The sequence below is a fragment of the uncultured Idiomarina sp. genome (assembly GCF_964010655.1).
In the GTDB taxonomy this organism is placed as follows: domain Bacteria; phylum Pseudomonadota; class Gammaproteobacteria; order Enterobacterales; family Alteromonadaceae; genus Idiomarina; species Idiomarina baltica.
In genome coordinates this window covers 22,440-38,990 of record NZ_CAXGLS010000010.1, presented here as the reverse complement: position 1 = coordinate 38,990, position 16,551 = coordinate 22,440, and the positions used below count along the sequence as shown (strand labels likewise).

Annotated in this window: 17 protein-coding genes; 1 reads left to right on the top strand and 16 read right to left on the bottom strand. The window is 47.4% G+C overall.

The annotated features are described in order from the left end of the window. Window positions 1-7: 7 nt before the first annotated feature. Genes ABNS04_RS04485 through rluC form a run of 7 tightly spaced genes read right to left on the bottom strand, consistent with a single transcriptional unit; the run spans window position 8 to window position 5,025 of the window. Window positions 8-970 (bottom strand): beta-ketoacyl-ACP synthase III, encoded by a 963-nt coding sequence (locus ABNS04_RS04485; RefSeq protein WP_272978458.1) that lies wholly within the window; start codon window positions 968-970, stop codon window positions 8-10. An 11-nt stretch (window positions 971-981) separates the two neighbouring features. Continuing rightward, complete coding sequence (gene plsX, locus ABNS04_RS04480; RefSeq protein WP_006955318.1) at window positions 982-2,007, bottom strand: phosphate acyltransferase PlsX; 1,026 nt, start codon at window positions 2,005-2,007, stop codon at window positions 982-984. 16 nt (window positions 2,008-2,023) lie between these two features. Further along, complete coding sequence (rpmF, locus tag ABNS04_RS04475) at window positions 2,024-2,194, bottom strand: 50S ribosomal protein L32 (RefSeq protein WP_006955319.1); 171 nt, start codon at window positions 2,192-2,194, stop codon at window positions 2,024-2,026. Window positions 2,195-2,210: 16 nt separating this feature from the next. After that, window positions 2,211-2,741, bottom strand: a complete 531-nt coding sequence (gene yceD, locus ABNS04_RS04470) for a 23S rRNA accumulation protein YceD (RefSeq protein WP_272978462.1) — start codon at window positions 2,739-2,741, stop codon at window positions 2,211-2,213. Between the two features lie 49 nt (window positions 2,742-2,790). Further along, window positions 2,791-3,387: a nucleoside triphosphate pyrophosphatase gene (locus ABNS04_RS04465; RefSeq protein WP_272978464.1), complete on the bottom strand. Its 597-nt coding sequence runs from the start codon at window positions 3,385-3,387 to the stop codon at window positions 2,791-2,793. A 12-nt stretch (window positions 3,388-3,399) separates the two neighbouring features. Further along, window positions 3,400-4,059 (bottom strand): HAD-IA family hydrolase, encoded by a 660-nt coding sequence (locus ABNS04_RS04460; protein WP_006955322.1) that lies wholly within the window; start codon window positions 4,057-4,059, stop codon window positions 3,400-3,402. Between the two features lie 18 nt (window positions 4,060-4,077). Further along, complete coding sequence (rluC, locus tag ABNS04_RS04455; protein ID WP_272978465.1) at window positions 4,078-5,025, bottom strand: 23S rRNA pseudouridine(955/2504/2580) synthase RluC; 948 nt, start codon at window positions 5,023-5,025, stop codon at window positions 4,078-4,080. Window positions 5,026-5,541: 516 nt separating this feature from the next. Here rluC and rne point away from each other — a divergent pair. After that, window positions 5,542-8,493, top strand: coding sequence for a ribonuclease E (gene rne, locus ABNS04_RS04450; protein WP_337878090.1), 2,952 nt, complete (start codon window positions 5,542-5,544; stop codon window positions 8,491-8,493). 75 nt (window positions 8,494-8,568) lie between these two features. Here the strand turns inward: rne and ABNS04_RS04445 are convergent, their stop codons facing one another. From ABNS04_RS04445 to hisC, 9 genes are all read right to left on the bottom strand, one after another. Further along, window positions 8,569-8,901, bottom strand: a complete 333-nt coding sequence (locus ABNS04_RS04445) for a helix-hairpin-helix domain-containing protein (protein ID WP_272978466.1) — start codon at window positions 8,899-8,901, stop codon at window positions 8,569-8,571. 91 nt (window positions 8,902-8,992) lie between these two features. After that, window positions 8,993-9,697 carry an orotidine-5'-phosphate decarboxylase gene (gene pyrF, locus ABNS04_RS04440; protein WP_272978467.1) on the bottom strand — a complete coding sequence of 235 codons (705 nt, stop codon included), beginning with the start codon at window positions 9,695-9,697 and terminating at the stop codon, window positions 8,993-8,995. Continuing rightward, the gene (lapB, locus tag ABNS04_RS04435) at window positions 9,690-10,844 is read right to left on the bottom strand and encodes a lipopolysaccharide assembly protein LapB (protein WP_272978468.1); all 1,155 of its coding nucleotides are present in this window, start codon (window positions 10,842-10,844) and stop codon (window positions 9,690-9,692) included. Before lapB ends, pyrF begins: the two co-directional genes overlap by 8 nt. Window positions 10,845-10,850: 6 nt before the next feature. Beyond that, a complete protein-coding gene (locus ABNS04_RS04430; protein ID WP_272978469.1) occupies window positions 10,851-11,135 on the bottom strand; it encodes a lipopolysaccharide assembly protein LapA domain-containing protein in 285 nt (94 codons plus the stop codon). Window positions 11,136-11,204: 69 nt separating this feature from the next. Further along, window positions 11,205-11,489 carry an integration host factor subunit beta gene (gene ihfB, locus ABNS04_RS04425; protein WP_006955329.1) on the bottom strand — a complete coding sequence of 95 codons (285 nt, stop codon included), beginning with the start codon at window positions 11,487-11,489 and terminating at the stop codon, window positions 11,205-11,207. A 28-nt stretch (window positions 11,490-11,517) separates the two neighbouring features. Next, complete coding sequence (gene rpsA / locus ABNS04_RS04420) at window positions 11,518-13,194, bottom strand: 30S ribosomal protein S1 (protein ID WP_272978472.1); 1,677 nt, start codon at window positions 13,192-13,194, stop codon at window positions 11,518-11,520. 117 nt (window positions 13,195-13,311) lie between these two features. Then, window positions 13,312-14,004 (bottom strand): (d)CMP kinase, encoded by a 693-nt coding sequence (cmk, locus tag ABNS04_RS04415; RefSeq protein WP_006955332.1) that lies wholly within the window; start codon window positions 14,002-14,004, stop codon window positions 13,312-13,314. Between the two features lie 118 nt (window positions 14,005-14,122). After that, window positions 14,123-15,448 (bottom strand): 3-phosphoshikimate 1-carboxyvinyltransferase, encoded by a 1,326-nt coding sequence (aroA, locus tag ABNS04_RS04410; RefSeq protein ID WP_286682265.1) that lies wholly within the window; start codon window positions 15,446-15,448, stop codon window positions 14,123-14,125. Beyond that, window positions 15,438-16,541, bottom strand: coding sequence for a histidinol-phosphate transaminase (hisC, locus tag ABNS04_RS04405; RefSeq protein ID WP_272978475.1), 1,104 nt, complete (start codon window positions 16,539-16,541; stop codon window positions 15,438-15,440). The genes aroA and hisC overlap by 11 nt, the downstream gene beginning before the upstream one ends. Window positions 16,542-16,551 lie beyond the last annotated feature (10 nt).

Sequence of the window (16,551 nt, the reverse complement as noted above, 5' to 3'; positions counted from 1 at the left end):
GTGTCCTCTAAAATTTGACCAACGCGGAACCCCACGCAAAGCCGCCACCAAATGCTTCTAGTAGCAAATTGTCACCGCGCTTAACGCGACCATCCCGCACTGCCACATCCAACGCTATAGGAACCGACGCAGCAGATGTGTTACCCGTTCTATCGAGTGTTATAATGACCTGTGACATCGGTAGTTTCAATTTTTTAGCGGTTGCTTTAATGATTCTTAAGTTCGCTTGATGCGGAATTAACCAATCTAATTGCTCGGGTTGCAGATTATTCGCCGCCAAGGTATCTGTCACCAATCGACTCAGCTTATCAACTGCGACACGAAATACCTCGTTGCCTTTCATATACATCCAACCTTCGCTCGAGCTCGTTTGCGTGCCTCTGACCGGCTGTGATGCGCCCAATAAATGCCCAAACTCACCAGCGCTGGCAAGATGCGTCGAAAGAATACCTGCATTGTCATCAGACTCGAGTACAACGGCTCCTGCTCCATCACCAAATAGAACCAACGTATTACGGTCTTCTGGATGGCACATTCGCGCTAACACGTCGCTACCAATAACCAAGACGCGTTGATGCTGACCCGTTTTGATATACTGGTCTGCTACACTTAACGCGAAAATAAAGCCAGAGCACGCAGCGCCAATATCAAATGCGGGTATCTCAGTGACCTCTAACAGGGCTTGAATTTCGCATGCGGCACTCGGAAATGCATGGTCAGCCGACGTTGTTGCAACGACAATCATATCGATATCATTTGCAGTAAGACCAGCGGCTTCTAGCGCCTTTCTAGCAGCGGCGGCCCCCATGGAGGCAACGCCTTCGTGGGTATCGGCGATGCGACGCTCTTTTATTCCTGTTCGCTCTGTAATCCATTCATCAGAGGTATCAACTTGTTGACTGAGATCGTCGTTCGTACGTCGTAGACTCGGGAGGTAATGTCCCGTGCCGACGATTTTTGAATACGTCATAAAATGGGTACTTAATGTTGTTCTAATAGGACCGATTCAACACGATCTTGAATTTTTTCTGGAAGACGATGGTTCGCTTCCTTAATCGCGTGAGAAATCGCGCTTTCAAATGCCTTTGCATTCGCACTACCGTGGCTTTTCACAACCACGCCACGCAATCCTATCAAACTTGCACCGTTATAGTGGTCGGGCTTCAACCGTTGCCAGGACTTTTTAGTCCGCTTTTGTAGAAACTTAAAGAACCAACTATACAGCCAATGAGACGTCAACGATGCTTTCAATTCATCGATAATTAACGTTGCCAGACCTTCACAGCTCTTCAATGCAATATTTCCAACAAAGCCATCACATACAATAACATCCGCACGTCCGCTAAAGAGGTGATTACCTTCAATAAAGCCGATATAATTGACATGCTCTGACTGACTTAACAACTGTGCCGCACTGCGCACTTCATCGTTGCCTTTCAGTTCCTCCTCACCCATATTCAGAAGCGCAACAGATACATTTTTGTCAGACTCCAGCACATGCGCCGCTACCGAGCCCATGACACCAAATTGAAATAACGTTTCTGAATCGCAACTTGGATTCGCACCCAAATCAAGCAAATAAGAACGCCCTCCGGTCATATTGGGTATTGCTGCCATTAGCGCTGGTCGCAGCACGCCCGGGATGGGCTTCAAAATAAAATAGGCTTGGGCCATCAAAGCGCCTGTATTGCCGCCACTGACGACGCCATCAACTTCGCCGTGAGCATGCATGTCGAGCGCAATGCGCATGGACGATTGTGGCTTTTGACGCATCGTCGCACCTGGCTTGTCGGTCATTTCGACGACTTGTTCGGCGTGAACACACGTGACTTGAGGATGATGAGAGAGTTCAAACTGGTCAAAAAGAGGAGATAAAATAGTCTCGTCACCGACCACGACGAATTGTGTCGTTGTGTTCTGTTTAAGACTATTTTTTAAGGCTTCGAGCACAACAGAGGGGCCGTTGTCGCCCCCCATTGCATCGATCGCTAGTTTTAATTCAGGCATCGCCTGGAATCAACAATTACTTGTTGACGACCTTGCGACCTTTATAATAACCGTCAGCTGTTACATGGTGGCGACGATGAGTCTCACCAGAGGTAGAGTCAACCGACAGTGTAGGGCCGCTTAGCGCATCGTGTGAACGACGCATGTCGCGTTTTGAACGACTTTTACGATTCTGTTGAACAGCCATTTACGCTATCTCCTAGTTATTTACGCTTTAATTCTTGTAACACAGCAAACGGGTTGTCAGAAGGCTTTTCATCGTCTTCTTCGATTTCACCCCATGTCATTGCGTCACGGTCTACGGAGCAATCCTCTGGAGCATGTCTTGCTACAAGAGGCATTGCCAAAATAAGTTCATCTTCAATTAACCCGTGAAGGTTAACTTCGCCGAATTCGTTAGTCTCGATCGCTTCATAGCGTTCAGGTAACTCATCAGCTCCCTGCTTGGAAGAAACAGGAGCATACGCAAATTGTGCAGTAATATCAACCTCAAATGGTTGATTACAGCGCTGGCAGGTTAAAATAACGCTGACCGACGCCGTACCGGAAAAATAGCTCATGCCCTGCTCATCTACACCAAACTCAACCACCACATTGGGATCGGTCTCGCAAGGCTTTGCAAGCAACTCCTGCAAACGCTTTAAAGTTTGGACGGGTACGACCCCATCAAACGTTTGCTTTTTATTCGCGCTCTTTACCGGGTCAACGCTGACCGGAATTCTGACCTTTTGCATAGGCGGTTAATGATACCTTTAATAACTGACTCTGACAAGCTTAATCCTTTTAGGTAAGCGGGTTAACGCCGACATTACGTAACAGTTTAAGCAACTTAATTGTGGGTAACCCGATCAAGCTGTTCGGATCACTGCCTGATAATTCTGCGAATAATGCCGTACCTAAGCCTTCACTTTTGAAGCTACCCGCGCAATTCAGCGGTTGCTCAAGCTCAACGTAACGACTGATTTCTGCCTCTGTTAGATCGTTACGGAAAGTGACATAGAAGGGTTCGCATACGGTTTGTGCTATATCTTCTCTCGCATCGTACAAGCTTAAACCGGTAAAAAAAGTGACCTTTTGTCCTACGAAACTGAGTAGTTGCTCTACTGCTCGCTCATGAGTGTGCGGCTTACCGAGGATCTTGCCGTTACAAACAGCAACTTGGTCTGAGCCAATAATCAGAGCATCCTCTGCACCGTGCATTACACGACTTACCTTTTTAGCTTTTTCTTCAGCGAGCCTCTGTACCAACACTTGCGGTGCTTCGTCGGATAAAGCTTGTTCATCGATTTCCGGTTTAAACGTTTGGAAATCGAGATGCAGACGCTTCATCAGTTCGCGTCGGTATGGAGAAGACGAGCCAAGAATAAGTGTTCGAGCCATATCATTCATCCTTTATACAGCAGTTTTTATTCGTTTCAGCACGGTGGGCAAACCCATCAGATCATCTATCACCGTCACAGCGCCATGTTCGATAAGCCGCTCTCGGGCATGGGTGCCAAAGCTTACACCCACCGCTTTTACGCCAGCGTTGCTCGCCATTTGCATGTCATGAATAGAGTCACCGATAAGCACTGTCTCGTGTGCGTCAACCTCGAGTTCAGTCATGAGCTCATGCAACATTCTAGGCGAAGGCTTGCCCTCGCTCTCGTCGCTGCATCGCGTTGCCGCAAAAAAACCGCCGGTTTGAGTTTCGAGCAACACGCGGTCAAGCCCTCGTCGCGCTTTACCCGTTGCAACAGCCAACTTAAGAGCGTCTTGCTGCAGTTGCTGTAGCAGTGTCAAGGCACCGGCAAACAAAGGAGATGGCGTTTGGTTGCGCTCCACATACTCATCCCTATACACCGCTAAGAAGGACTGATGAGTATCGGCATCAAGCCGACCAAATAGACGTTCAATCGCTGGTTCTAAGCTGATGCCGATAATCTCTTGCACGTCACTGCGAGAAGGTATTGGAAGCGATAGCATACGTGCTGTTTCTTGCATTGCAGAAACGATACGCGGGACAGAGTCCATGAGTGTTCCATCCCAATCGAATACGACCAGTTTGACCACGTTAACCTCGTTTACTTATTAAATACGCGTCAGCTCACTGAGAATAGCCGTTAACGAGCTATCCATTGGCGCCTCGAATGACACTGTTTTTTCGGTAACGGGATGTTTAAATGACAGTTGCCAAGCGTGTAAAAACAATCGCGTCAGTCCACCTTGCTGCATCCGTTCATTGAACGATGCGTCACCATATTTAGGATCGCCGGCAATCGGATGCCCCGCGTGTAAAGCATGAACGCGGATTTGATGAGTACGACCTGTTACCGGCGAAGCTTCAACGAGCGTTGCCTCCGCGTAACGTTGATTAATTCTAAAGCGCGTATGAGACGGTTTTCCTTCCGCATCGACGCGCACGATCCTCTCACCTGATTTTAGCGTGTTCTTTTTTAATGGCGCTTCAACGCTACGCACATTTTTCTGCCACTGGCCCCTTACTAAAGCAAGGTACTGTTTGTTCATCTCTTTATCACGAAGTTGCGCATGCAATGCTTTTAATACACTGCGCTTTTTCGCAATCATTAATAAACCACTGGTGTCTCGGTCCAGTCGATGCACCAGTTCCAATGCTGTGTCATTTGGGCGTAATGCGCGTAAACCCTCGATTAGGCCAAAACTCAAACCCGAACCACCGTGAACCGCAAGGCCAGATGGTTTATTGACAATCATCAATGCATCATCTTCAAAGACGATCGCCTGCTCAAGTTCGGCAACCTTTTCGAGTTTGGGTGATGGCAAGTCAGGTTTAGGCGCGACTTTAACAGGCGGAATTCGAATCGCATCACCTGCCTTAATCTTGTAATCGGGTTTTGTACGCTTTTTATTAACCCGTACCTCGCCTTTTCGTAAAATACGGTAAACCAACGACTTCGGGACACCCCGTAGTCGAGCGATTAAAAAGTTGTCGATACGTTGCCCAGCTTCCTCGCTGACAACGTCGTGCCACTGCACTTGATTGAATTCTGTGTTCATGGCGTTATTTTAACATCAACTTTGGTTGCGTGTGCACAAAAAAACGTGCTTGTCTTGCGTGCATGATTTGTGATTTAATGAAGTGTCAAATTTTATGCCGCGCTGAGTATCTATCAGCAGCCTTATGAGGCGCACACTCAGTGGCTGGTTTGAGACGACATTAATCGTGTGGTTGGCTACAAACCATGCTCCGTCCCTACGTCGAGATACGGTAAACCGAGATTTCGAATGCACAGGGTTGCTTTGGAGATAGTTTTGTTAGCGAGCTACGTTTGTAATTAACGCTACTTGGTAGCGTAGCCCTCGATAACCGTTTGTTTCGAGGAGCGGATTTGAAGACAGACAGTCAATCAGATAAAGAATAGTTTGAGGCACACGTTATATTCAATCGAAATGAACGTAACGGGTGGCCATGCAAGGTTCCTGATGAACCCCAAGTACAATCAGTCAAAGAAGTAAAGCACGTCTGCTACCGCTATACGCTTACCAGTGGCACAATAATATTGAGTCACTAAAATGAAGAGAATGTTAATCAATGCCACGCAGCTCGAGGAGTTGCGTGTTGCGCTGGTTGATGGTCAGCGCTTGTACGATCTAGACATCGAAAGCCCAGGTCATGAACAAAAGAAAGCCAATATTTATAAGGGTAAAATCACCCGCATCGAGCCGAGTTTAGAGGCTGCTTTCGTAGACTATGGCGCCGAGCGCCACGGCTTTTTACCCCTCAAAGAAATTGCTAAAACCTACTTCCCCGATGGTTACACATTTAATGGTCGCCCCAACATCAAAGATGTTGTCCGTGAGGGTCAAGAAGTTATTGTCCAAATTGATAAAGAAGAACGTGGTCAGAAAGGTGCTGCTTTAACCACCTTTATTTCATTGGCCGGCAGTTACTTGGTGCTCATGCCCAATAATCCACGCGCTGGCGGCATCTCACGTCGAATCGAGGGAGAAGAACGCTCCGCTCTCAAAGAAGCGCTGAGTGAAATTAATGTTCCCAAAGAAATGGGGCTTATTGTACGTACCGCAGGTGTTGGTAAATCAAAGGAAGAGCTCGAGTGGGATTTGAACGTTCTCATTCATCACTGGACGGCTATTAGCGAAGCGGCACAAAAGCGCCCCGCTCCGTTTCTAATCCACCAGGAAAGTAACGTTATTTTTAGAGCGTTACGTGACTATCTTCGCCGTGATATTGGTGAAGTGCTCATTGATAGCAAAAAAGTATTTGAACAGGTTCGCGACCATATTCAGTTAATTCGTCCCGATTTCGTCAATCGCGTTAAATTGTACGAGGGCGATGTACCTCTGTTCAGTCACTACCAGATTGAAAGCCAAATAGAGTCGGCGTTCCAACGCGAAGTGCGCTTGCCATCCGGCGGTTCTATCGTGATTGACCCGACTGAGGCGCTGACGTCCATTGATATTAACTCAGCGCGCGCAACCAAAGGTGGCGATATTGAGGAAACGGCATTCCAAACAAACCTCGAAGCCGCTGAAGAAATTGCACGCCAATTGCGTCTGCGCGATGTTGGTGGCTTAGTCGTTATCGACTTTATCGATATGACACCAACACGTCATCAACGTGAAGTTGAAAACCGTTTACGCGACAGCCTTGCACATGATCGCGCACGCATTCAAGTCGCAAGAATTTCTCGCTTCGGCTTGCTCGAAATGTCGCGCCAACGCCTGCGCCCTTCGTTAGGCGAGTCTGCCAACGCCATTTGCCCGCGTTGCAGTGGTCAAGGCACCATCCGCTCAAGTGAGTCTTTAGCACTATCGATCTTACGCCTCATCGAAGAAGAAGCAATCAAAGACAATACCGTGCAGGTTCAAGCGCAAGTTCCGGTGTCGGTTGCGACCTTCTTACTAAACGAAAAGCGTGCTTCAGTTATCAAGATCGAAGAGCGCCATAACGTAAAAGCCGTTATTATTCCAAACCATCATATGGATACACCTCATTTTGAGGTTGTCCGTATCCGTGATGACGAAGTGCCAGAGGCGGCAAGTTTTAATCAGGTGCAAAAACCGGAGCAACAAGAAGAAAGCGTTGCGATAACGCTGACTAAAGAGCGTCAACAGCTTGAAGAGCCAGCACTTAAAGGCTTACAAGCACCGACGGCGCCACCGGCACCTACACCACAGTCACAACCTAAAGCTAAAGCGGGTTCTGTCTCGCTACTGAAACGTATTAGTCAGTGGTTGAGTCAATTATTGGGTACCGATGAAGTTGAAGAAACGCAGCAGCCTAAGCCGCGTAACAACAACAATCAACGCCGTGGCCGCAATAATAACCAGCGTCGCAACAATCGTAATAACGGTCGCCGGAATAATAATCGCTCAGCGAATAATCGCGATAGTGACAAACCAAACACGAGCACAGACAGCAAACCTCAGGATAAGTCGAAGACTGAAAATGAACGCTCCAACTCAGAGGGTCGTGCTAATTCGAATCGTCGCAATCGTCGTGGTCGCAATAGAAACCGTAATCAACACCAGAACGCATCAGCTAACAAAACGAGTGAAACTGTCACTAATCAAGCTGAAGAGCAAGCTGTTGAAAAGTCTAAAGGTGAGACTCAAGACAAACGTGAATCACAGCCTAAAAAGCGCCGTGAACCAAGAAAACTAGAGCGTTCGGTGCGTGTTAAAGGTGATCAGACTGAAAACCCAACGGCCAAAAAGGATGTGGCAAAATCAGCTGAACCTGAGCAAAGCAAGGCAAAACCTGCTAAGCAAAAGCAGAAAGTGCAACAAACTGAGGTTGTAGAGCAACCCAAAGAGGTAACAGCGTCAAACGAAGCAAAACCTCAGGTCCAGTCAGCACCGGCCGATGACGTAATTAAGCAAAAGGTCATGGATCCGCGTATGCAGGCGGCTGCAGAAATTGTTAAGCAAGCAGCAGATAGCAACGACAAAGCGCCGCAGCAAGATCCGCAAGAAACGCCTAAGGAAGCAACTAACTCAGCTCAACAAGAACGCACGAACGTTGCTACAGGCAGCGAATCAGAATTGCCTGAGGAACCGGTCGCGGCTGATGTTGATGAACCTGCTCGTGATATTGAGGCGGATACGACAGCAGAGTCAGAAACGTCACCGACGGCCGCAACTGAGCACGCGTCTGCACCGACTGCATCACCGACAACGGAACAAGCACCTAAAGAACGCAACCGTTCACGGCGCTCGCCTCGTCACATGCGAGCAGCGGGCCAACGTCGTAAGCAGGAACGCGAAATGAGTCAGCAAAGTAAATCAGTGACTACACCGGTTATTCCATCTACGATTACCGGCGGCAAAGCGTTTGCTCAGATGACAAAGGCGTCAGCTCAACCTCGAAACTCGGAGTTTAGTGCTTTATCGATTGCAGCGGCTGAAACTCGCATGCCGTTTGCTAAATCAGAGCGTGTGGCATCTTTCGCTTCGGCGACCCATTCCGCGCACGCTGTGATGACAAAATGCACGAGCAATTAACCCGTCGTTGAAGGTTAAATATGAGAAAGGCTGCAATTATGCAGCCTTTTTTTGTAGCTTCGTAATGTGTACAGCCTACTCGATAGTTAGTCGATCTCGGTTTTTATCGAGCGTGCGCTGACCAATCCCCTTCACCTCAAGTAATTGGTCAATATTTTTGAATCCACCTAACTGCTCACGAAATTTAACAATATTTTCAGCTTTCGATTTCCCCACGCCAATCATAGCCACGGCTATTTGTTCAGCCGTCGCTGTATTGATGTTTAACTTCTCGTACTGACTTTCGGCAGCTTGCACATAAGGCATTAAAGGTGAGCTAATTGGTGTAGGTGCAGCTACTGCCGCTTTACCCATTGAGAGACCTGAGAGCACAACTACTGCTGTGGGTATTAGAAATTTACGTAACATTGATTTCTCCTCTTGCTACGCTGATCGATTCAGCGCAACAAGCATAGTGAAAAGGAGAAAACTTTGCGGGTCTTTTTAGGGAATTACGTCATTACCTCGATAGAGAAGCAATAATGTCTGACACTGCCTGAGCGGGATCGCTGGCTTTTGTAATCGGGCGTCCTATGACCATGAAGTCAACGCCTGCTTGTTGCGCTTGCTGGGGCGTCATCACTCGCTTTTGATCATCCTGTTGGCTTCCTTTGGGACGGATACCTGGTGTCATAAGTTTAAAAGACTCACCCAATGTAGACTTAAGTATTTCAGCCTCTTGTGCTGAGCAAACAACGCCATCTAAGCCCGCACTTTGAGTCAGTTTGGCTAATGCCATCACCTGCTCCTGAGCATTTCGGTGCACACCTATTTCAGTCAGGTCCTCATCCGTCATACTGGTAAGCACAGTCACGGCAATGAGTAGCGGTTGGTGAGACTCTTTTTCCAAGGCTTGTTTGGCGGTAGCCATCATCTTTCGCCCGCCCGAGGCATGAACGTTAACTACGTCTACACCGAGTCTTGCCGCCTGCACAACCGCTTGTGCGACTGTGTTCGGTATATCATGAAACTTAAGGTCGAGAAAGACTGAAAAACCATGTTCAACCCAGTTTTTAACTAACTCGGGTCCTGCCGCGGTGAATAACTCTTTGCCGACTTTGAGTCCAACTAATTTCGCATCCAGTTGTTCAGTGAGACGATTAGCCTCTTCTGCAGTTTCAAAATCAAGTGCAACGTAAATCAAAGGTAAGCTTTTATTATTCACCGTCTAATCCTTTAATGGGTTTAGTGGAACCCCATGTTTTACACGAGGGGCATTGCCAATAGAGGGTTTGTCCAGAGAAGCCGCACTGGCGACAGGCATAACTCGGGCGTTGTTTAATATGCTCAGCAACCATTTTTTGCAACATGCGCAAGCTCTCCCGAGCATTGCCTACATCTGCTGCACGAATGTGAAAGTCCATAAGTTGGTGGAAACCTCGCATGGTTGCATGTTGTTCCATCGCTGAGCGAATAAAGCGTTCTGCCGCATCACCGCCTTGATTCTCAAACAGGTATTCGGACAATTCAATGACCGCGCTCGTACCTGCGTTAGCGGCCACACATCGATTAAGGAACTCAATGTAGCCGGCTTCATCCTGTAAACTCATGTAACATGCTTTCAGGGGCTGCAATACATCACGTATGAACTGTTTATCTTGTTCAAGCACATACTCATAGCTATGAATGGCCTCTCTGAGTTGGTCTCGCCCAGCGTAAATTTGACCGAGCAATATACTCGCTCGCACGCACCGCTTATCGTATTTCAGCGCCTTTTTACAATATTTGATTTGCTTCGGAACCGATTGTTCAGTGAGAGACAACTCACAATATAGCTGCCCTACCACAGCTTCGATGTGATCATCACGATTTAACCTCAGAGCGACTTTTATCGCCTTATCCCAATCATGGGTTGCTTGGAAGAGTTCGAGTAAATAGTGTCGGCTTGCAGTTCTAAATAGCTTGTGATTTTGCAACCGCGAAAACATTTGTTCTGCGCGGTCATAAATACCCGCTGATAAGTAATCCTTACCCAGTTCAAACATCGCATTCAGTCGATCGTATTCGGTAATATTACTTCTATTGATAAGATTCTGATGGATTTTAATTGCACGTTCGACTTCGCCACGGCGACGAAATAATGTACCTAACGTCCAATGAGTTTCAAGCGTGTCGCTATCAACGTCAAGCAGTTCGACAAATAGATCAACCGCCTTATCAGGTTCATCAGATAGTAGTAGGTTAAGACCCGCTGCATACTTCTTAGAAAACTGTTGCTGTTCTTTGCGCTCTTCTGAGCGCACACTGTTGCGTCCCATGAACCAACCATAGGCAGCTGCAACAGGAAGAAGTAAAAACAGCAGCTCTAACATAAACGATTACGACTGCTTTTCACGTGATTCAGTCGCCTTATGCTCGGCTCTTTTTAAGCGTCTCTCAAGCTTAGCATTACGCATTCGCCACTTTACACCATACAGCACTAGCAAAATGAGACCTATGGAAAATCCAACGGCAAGAAAAATGGCCGCTAAACCAGCGACAGAAAAGTCAGTTTTTGCTACAAGAAAGTTTACACTCACCACCGTTGGGTTCTGTACACCAAACGCGAGTGCTAGCAAAAACAAGAGGATAATGGGAACTAATATTAATATCCGTCTAAGCACGTTCCGAACCTCATATAAATAAAAACGGCATGCTAGTATAGCATGCCGTTTTCAACGAACGAACGCAAACTAATTAAAATTGTCGACGCGCTCCCGTAATTCTTTACCCGGCTTAAAGTGAGGAACGTACTTACCATCCAACTCAACTTGATCACCCGTTTTAGGATTACGTCCAATTCGAGGTGCTCGATAATGAAGCGAAAAGCTTCCAAACCCACGAATTTCAATGCGCCGACCCTTTGCTAAACTTTGAATCATCTGTTCAAGAATATCTTTCACAGAAGACTCTACCGTTCGCGGAGGCAGGTCCGAGAACTTCAGTGTTAATTTCTCAATCAACTCCGACTTTGTCATCTTACCTACCTCCTCGCTAAAGGTTTAATTAATCGTCAGTCTTAGCCGCTTTGAACGCATCAGCCATAGCGCTGTTGATACCAGAGCTTTCTTGCTGTTTGTTCACTTGTTCAACGGCTTCTTTCTCTTCAACTTCGTCTTTCGCACGGATAGACAAGCTTAACGTACGGTTCTTACGATCGACGCCCATGAAGCGCGCTTCAACGCTATCGCCAACGCTTAACTCAGTGCTTGCGTCTTCAACGCGCTCGCGTGAGATGTCAGCTGCACGGATATAACCTTCAACGCTGTCTGCTAATTCAACTTTAGCACCTTTAGCGTCTACTTCAGTGATAGTACCGTTTACGATAGAACCTTTCTTGTTCGCTGCCAAGAAGTTGTTGAACGGATCTTCTTCAAGCTGTTTGATACCTAAGGAAATACGCTCACGCTCTGCGTCGACTTGCATCACAACCGCAGTGACTTCTTCGCCTTTCTTATACTCGCGGACCGCTTCTTCGCCAGTCGCGTTCCAGCTGATGTCTGAAAGGTGAACCAAACCGTCGATACCGCCTTCTAGGCCAATGAAGATACCAAAGTCAGTGATTGACTTGATCTTGCCAGAGACTTTATCGCCTTTGTTGTGGTTCTTAGCAAACTCTTCCCAAGGGTTAGGTTTACACTGTTTAAGGCCAAGAGAAATACGACGACGTTCTTCGTCAATTTCAAGGACCATAACTTCAACAGTGTCATCCAAGTTAACCACTTTAGAAGGATGAACGTTTTTATTCGTCCAATCCATTTCTGACACGTGTACAAGACCTTCAACGCCTTCTTCGATTTCAACGAAGCAGCCGTAATCAGTCAAGTTAGTCACGCGGCCAGTCAGGCGAGTGCCCTCTGGGTAGCGGTTTGCGATATCCGCCCATGGATCTTCGCCAAGCTGCTTAAGACCAAGTGATACACGAGTACGCTCGCGATCAAACTTAAGTACTTTAACAGTGATTTCGTCGCCCACATTAACGATTTCGCTTGGGTGCTTAACACGTTTCCAAGCCATGTCGGTAATGTGTAATAGGCCATCTACGCCGCCAAGGTCAACGAACGCACCGTAATCGGTAAGATTCTTAACGATACCTTGAACTTCTTGACCTTCTTGCAAGTTCTCAAGAAGCTCTTCGCGCTCTGCACTGTTTTCTTTCTCGATAACTGCGCGGCGAGAAACAACAACGTTGTTACGCTTCTGATCAAGCTTGATAACTTTGAATTCAAGGTCTTTGTTTTCAAGGTGTGCAGTTTCACGTACTGGACGTACGTCAACCAATGAACCTGGCAAGAACGCGCGAACGCCACCCAGATCCACAGTGAAACCACCTTTAACTTTACCAGAAATGATACCAGTAACAGTTGCGTTATCTTCGTATGCTTTTTCCAGCTGCAGCCAAGCTTCATAGCGCTTAGCTTTTTCGCGTGAAAGAATTGTTTCACCGAAACCGTCTTCAACCGCGTCTAACGCTACGTCGATCTCGTCACCTACGGTGATTTCAAGTTCGCCGTCAGCATTACGGAATTGTTCGGCAGGGATAGCACTTTCAGATTTCAGGCCTGCGTCGACTAAAACAAGATCTTTTTCGATCGCAACGACAGTACCTTTAACGATAGAACCCGGACGAGTTTCGACTTCTTTCAGGCTCTCTTCAAACAGCTGTGCAAAATTTTCTGACATATGTATTAACTTCACTTTTTAGATGACATCCACTGGACATCCTGTTCAGCGGGGTTATTAAATTCACCTGCACGTATCCTTACAGCAGGTCCCTAAATAGCTCGTCTTAATGACCAGCTAGCTAGTTTGTGACAGTTTGCTATGTGCAAACTCCATAACCGAATCGACGACTTCCTCTATGCTTTTGTCACTTGAGTCGATGTACAAAGCATCTTCGGCCGGTTTAAGCGGTGCGACAGCACGATTTGTGTCGCGATCGTCGCGCTCTTTAATTTCGGTTATTAATTGGTCAATGTTAGCATCAAAACCTTTTTCCTTCAATTGCAGGAAGCGACGTTGTGCACGCTCCTCAGCAGAGGCGGTCAAGAATACTTTGGCTTCAGCATCAGTAAATACCACTGTGCCCATGTCTCGTCCGTCGGCAATCAGGCCTGGAAGCTCTTTGAAACCACGTTGACGCCTTAACAACGCTTCTCTAACCCTTGGTAACGCAGCGATCTTAGATGCCATGTTACCCACGCTTTCAGTGCGAATTGTCAGGGTTACATCCTCACCTTCTAAGATGATATGCGTTAGGCTTTTGTCTTCCTCGGCTTCGAATTTCACATCTAGGTGTGAAGCTAACGTGACAAGTTTTTCTTCTTCTTCGGGCCTAAAGTCGTGATGAATCGCGGCTAATGCCAAAACACGATAGATTGCGCCACTATCAAGAAGGTGCCAGCCTAATTTCTCGGCCAACAAACGGCTCACTGTGCCTTTGCCTGAGCCACTTGGCCCATCGATTGTAATTACGGGTACGCGAGTCGCCATAAATTCCTCTATTTGCCCTGCTCTTTGCAGATTTAAGCGCGCAATTATACTGATTTGTGAAAATTTTGCATCTTTTGTCACGCGCCGTTTACATCAAAGTTTGATGTAAGACTATATTTTAATCGTGACAAAGCCGTGAAAACTCATCAAAAAATTGCGGATAGGTCTTCGAGCAGCATTGAGGATCGTTGATGCTGACGCCTACCGGAGAAAACGCAATCAAGGCACTACACATCGCCATGCGGTGATCATCATAGGTATCTAGCAAAGCATGTTGCCAATGCGCTGGAGCCATCACTGATAAATAATCTTCGCCCTCTTCCACCTGAGCGCCGACTTTACGCAATTCAGCCGCCATCGCCGCCAATCGGTCGGTTTCTTTTACGCGCCAACTGGCGACGTTACGAATCACCGTCGTTCCTTGAGCAAATAATGCCATAGGAGCGAGCGTCATTGCGGCATCAGGCAGATCATTGCAATCCACATCGATGGCTTTCAATTCAGTGCTCCGGGATACACGAATTGCGTTATCCAACATCTCGACGTTTGCTCCCATTTGCTGCGCTAGTTCAGCAAAATGTACGTCGCCCTGAATTGAATTTTTACCCACGCCATAAATCGTGATTGGACCACCACTAATTGCTGCCGCGCCGATCCAGTAGCTCGCTCCGCTTGCATCACCTTCAACAAAGTAACTGCCTGGCGAACGATAGCTCTGGCGACCGGGAATTTTGTAATGACGGTCACTGTGTTTATCAATTTGAATGCCAAAATCACGCAGCATCGATAAGGTGAGTTCGATATAAGGAACCGAGATAACCTCGTTCACTAATAACAATTCGCTGTCGTCAGCAAGCAAAGGTAAAGCCATCAACAACGCCGAGATGTATTGACTCGACGCGCTACCATCAATAGTCACCTCTCCGCCCTTAAAACCACTCTCGATAGTCAACGGTAAGAAACCGGGTTCTGCATGACACTGAATGTTTGCGCCGGCCGCGGTTAAGCTGTCAATTAGCGCCGCGATTGGGCGCTCGCGCATGCGCGCATTGCCATCAAGCCGCATCACTTGCGTGTTGCTCAATGAGGCGGCAAGCACAGCGACAAGAGGACGGACGGCAGTGCCTGCATTGCCAAGATAGAGTTCGTTATGAGCGGGTTGCCAACGGCCACCACAGCCTTCGACTTGGTATTCGGAGGGATCCAAATCACTGCGTTTAACAGATACGCCGAGTGTCGTTAAGGCATCGATCATGCGCGCCGTATCATCACTTTCAAGCACATTCTTTAAGGTCACAGGTTGGCCACACAATGCCGCCATCAGCAGTGCACGGTTTGAGATGCTCTTCGAACCCGGCAGTGTAACCGTGCCGCTACACGCTGAACGCGGTGCAAGGTGTAGCGGATCAGGTAAATTCAACAACGTAATACCTTTATTTAACAATGCGCTCCATTGCTTCGATGAACGCTTGGTTCTCTTCTGGCAGACCGATACTTACACGCAGATGATGAGGTAATTCGTAGCCTGCGACTGGACGTACAATCACGCCTTCATGCAATAACTTTTGATAAATATCATCAGCGTCCGATCCCACTTCAATAGTAAGGAAGTTGCCGTACGAAGGAATATAATTGAAGTTGTGTTGCTCGCAAAAGCGAATCAACTGCTGCATCCCCTGTGCATTAACGCGCACCGCTTCAGCGAGATAATCATCATCGTCTAATGCCACTTCCGCCGCTTTCAATGACAGCGCATTAACATTAAACGGTTGGCGAATACGGTTCATTAAGTCGGCAATCGCCGCAGAGCTCACCGAAAAGCCAGCACGTAACCCTGCAAGGCCATAGGCTTTTGAAAAGGTGCGTGTCACAACCAAATTATCGAATTCAGCTAACCACTCAATTGAAGGCGCGCGCTCGTCATTCGGAATATATTCGTAATAGGCTTCATCAAGCACAACCAAAACGTTATCAGGTACTTGTTTGACAAAGTCATACAACGCATTTGTCGTCAAAAAGGTGCCCGTCGGATTATTTGGATTAGCGACGAATATCATCTTCGTTTTCGGTGTTATCGCCGCGAGCATCGCATCGAGATCATGCCCATAATCTTTGGCGGGAACCGCGACCGGTGTTGCCCCAATCGCTTTCGTCACCAGTGGATAAACAACAAACGCATGCTGAGAGAAAATGACTTCGTGCTGGTCACTGACAAAGGTACGCGCTAATAGCTCGAGTACGTCATTTGAGCCATTGCCTAAGGTCACTTGATTTGTCGCTACCGAGAACTTGTCAGCAATTTTGCTTTTAAGATAAAAGCCATTAGCGTCCGGGTAACGAATCAAATCATCGATTTCACCCTGGAGGGCTTGCTTGACACGAGCACTAATACCCAACGGATTCTCATTTGAAGCCAACTTAACGACTTTATCTAAGCCCAATTCGCGCTGCAGTTCATCCATCGGTTTGCCCGCTTGATAGGGTTGTAACTCCCTAACGCCGGGGTTTGCCATCTGGGTTGCATCAAACTTTGCCATGCTCATTCCT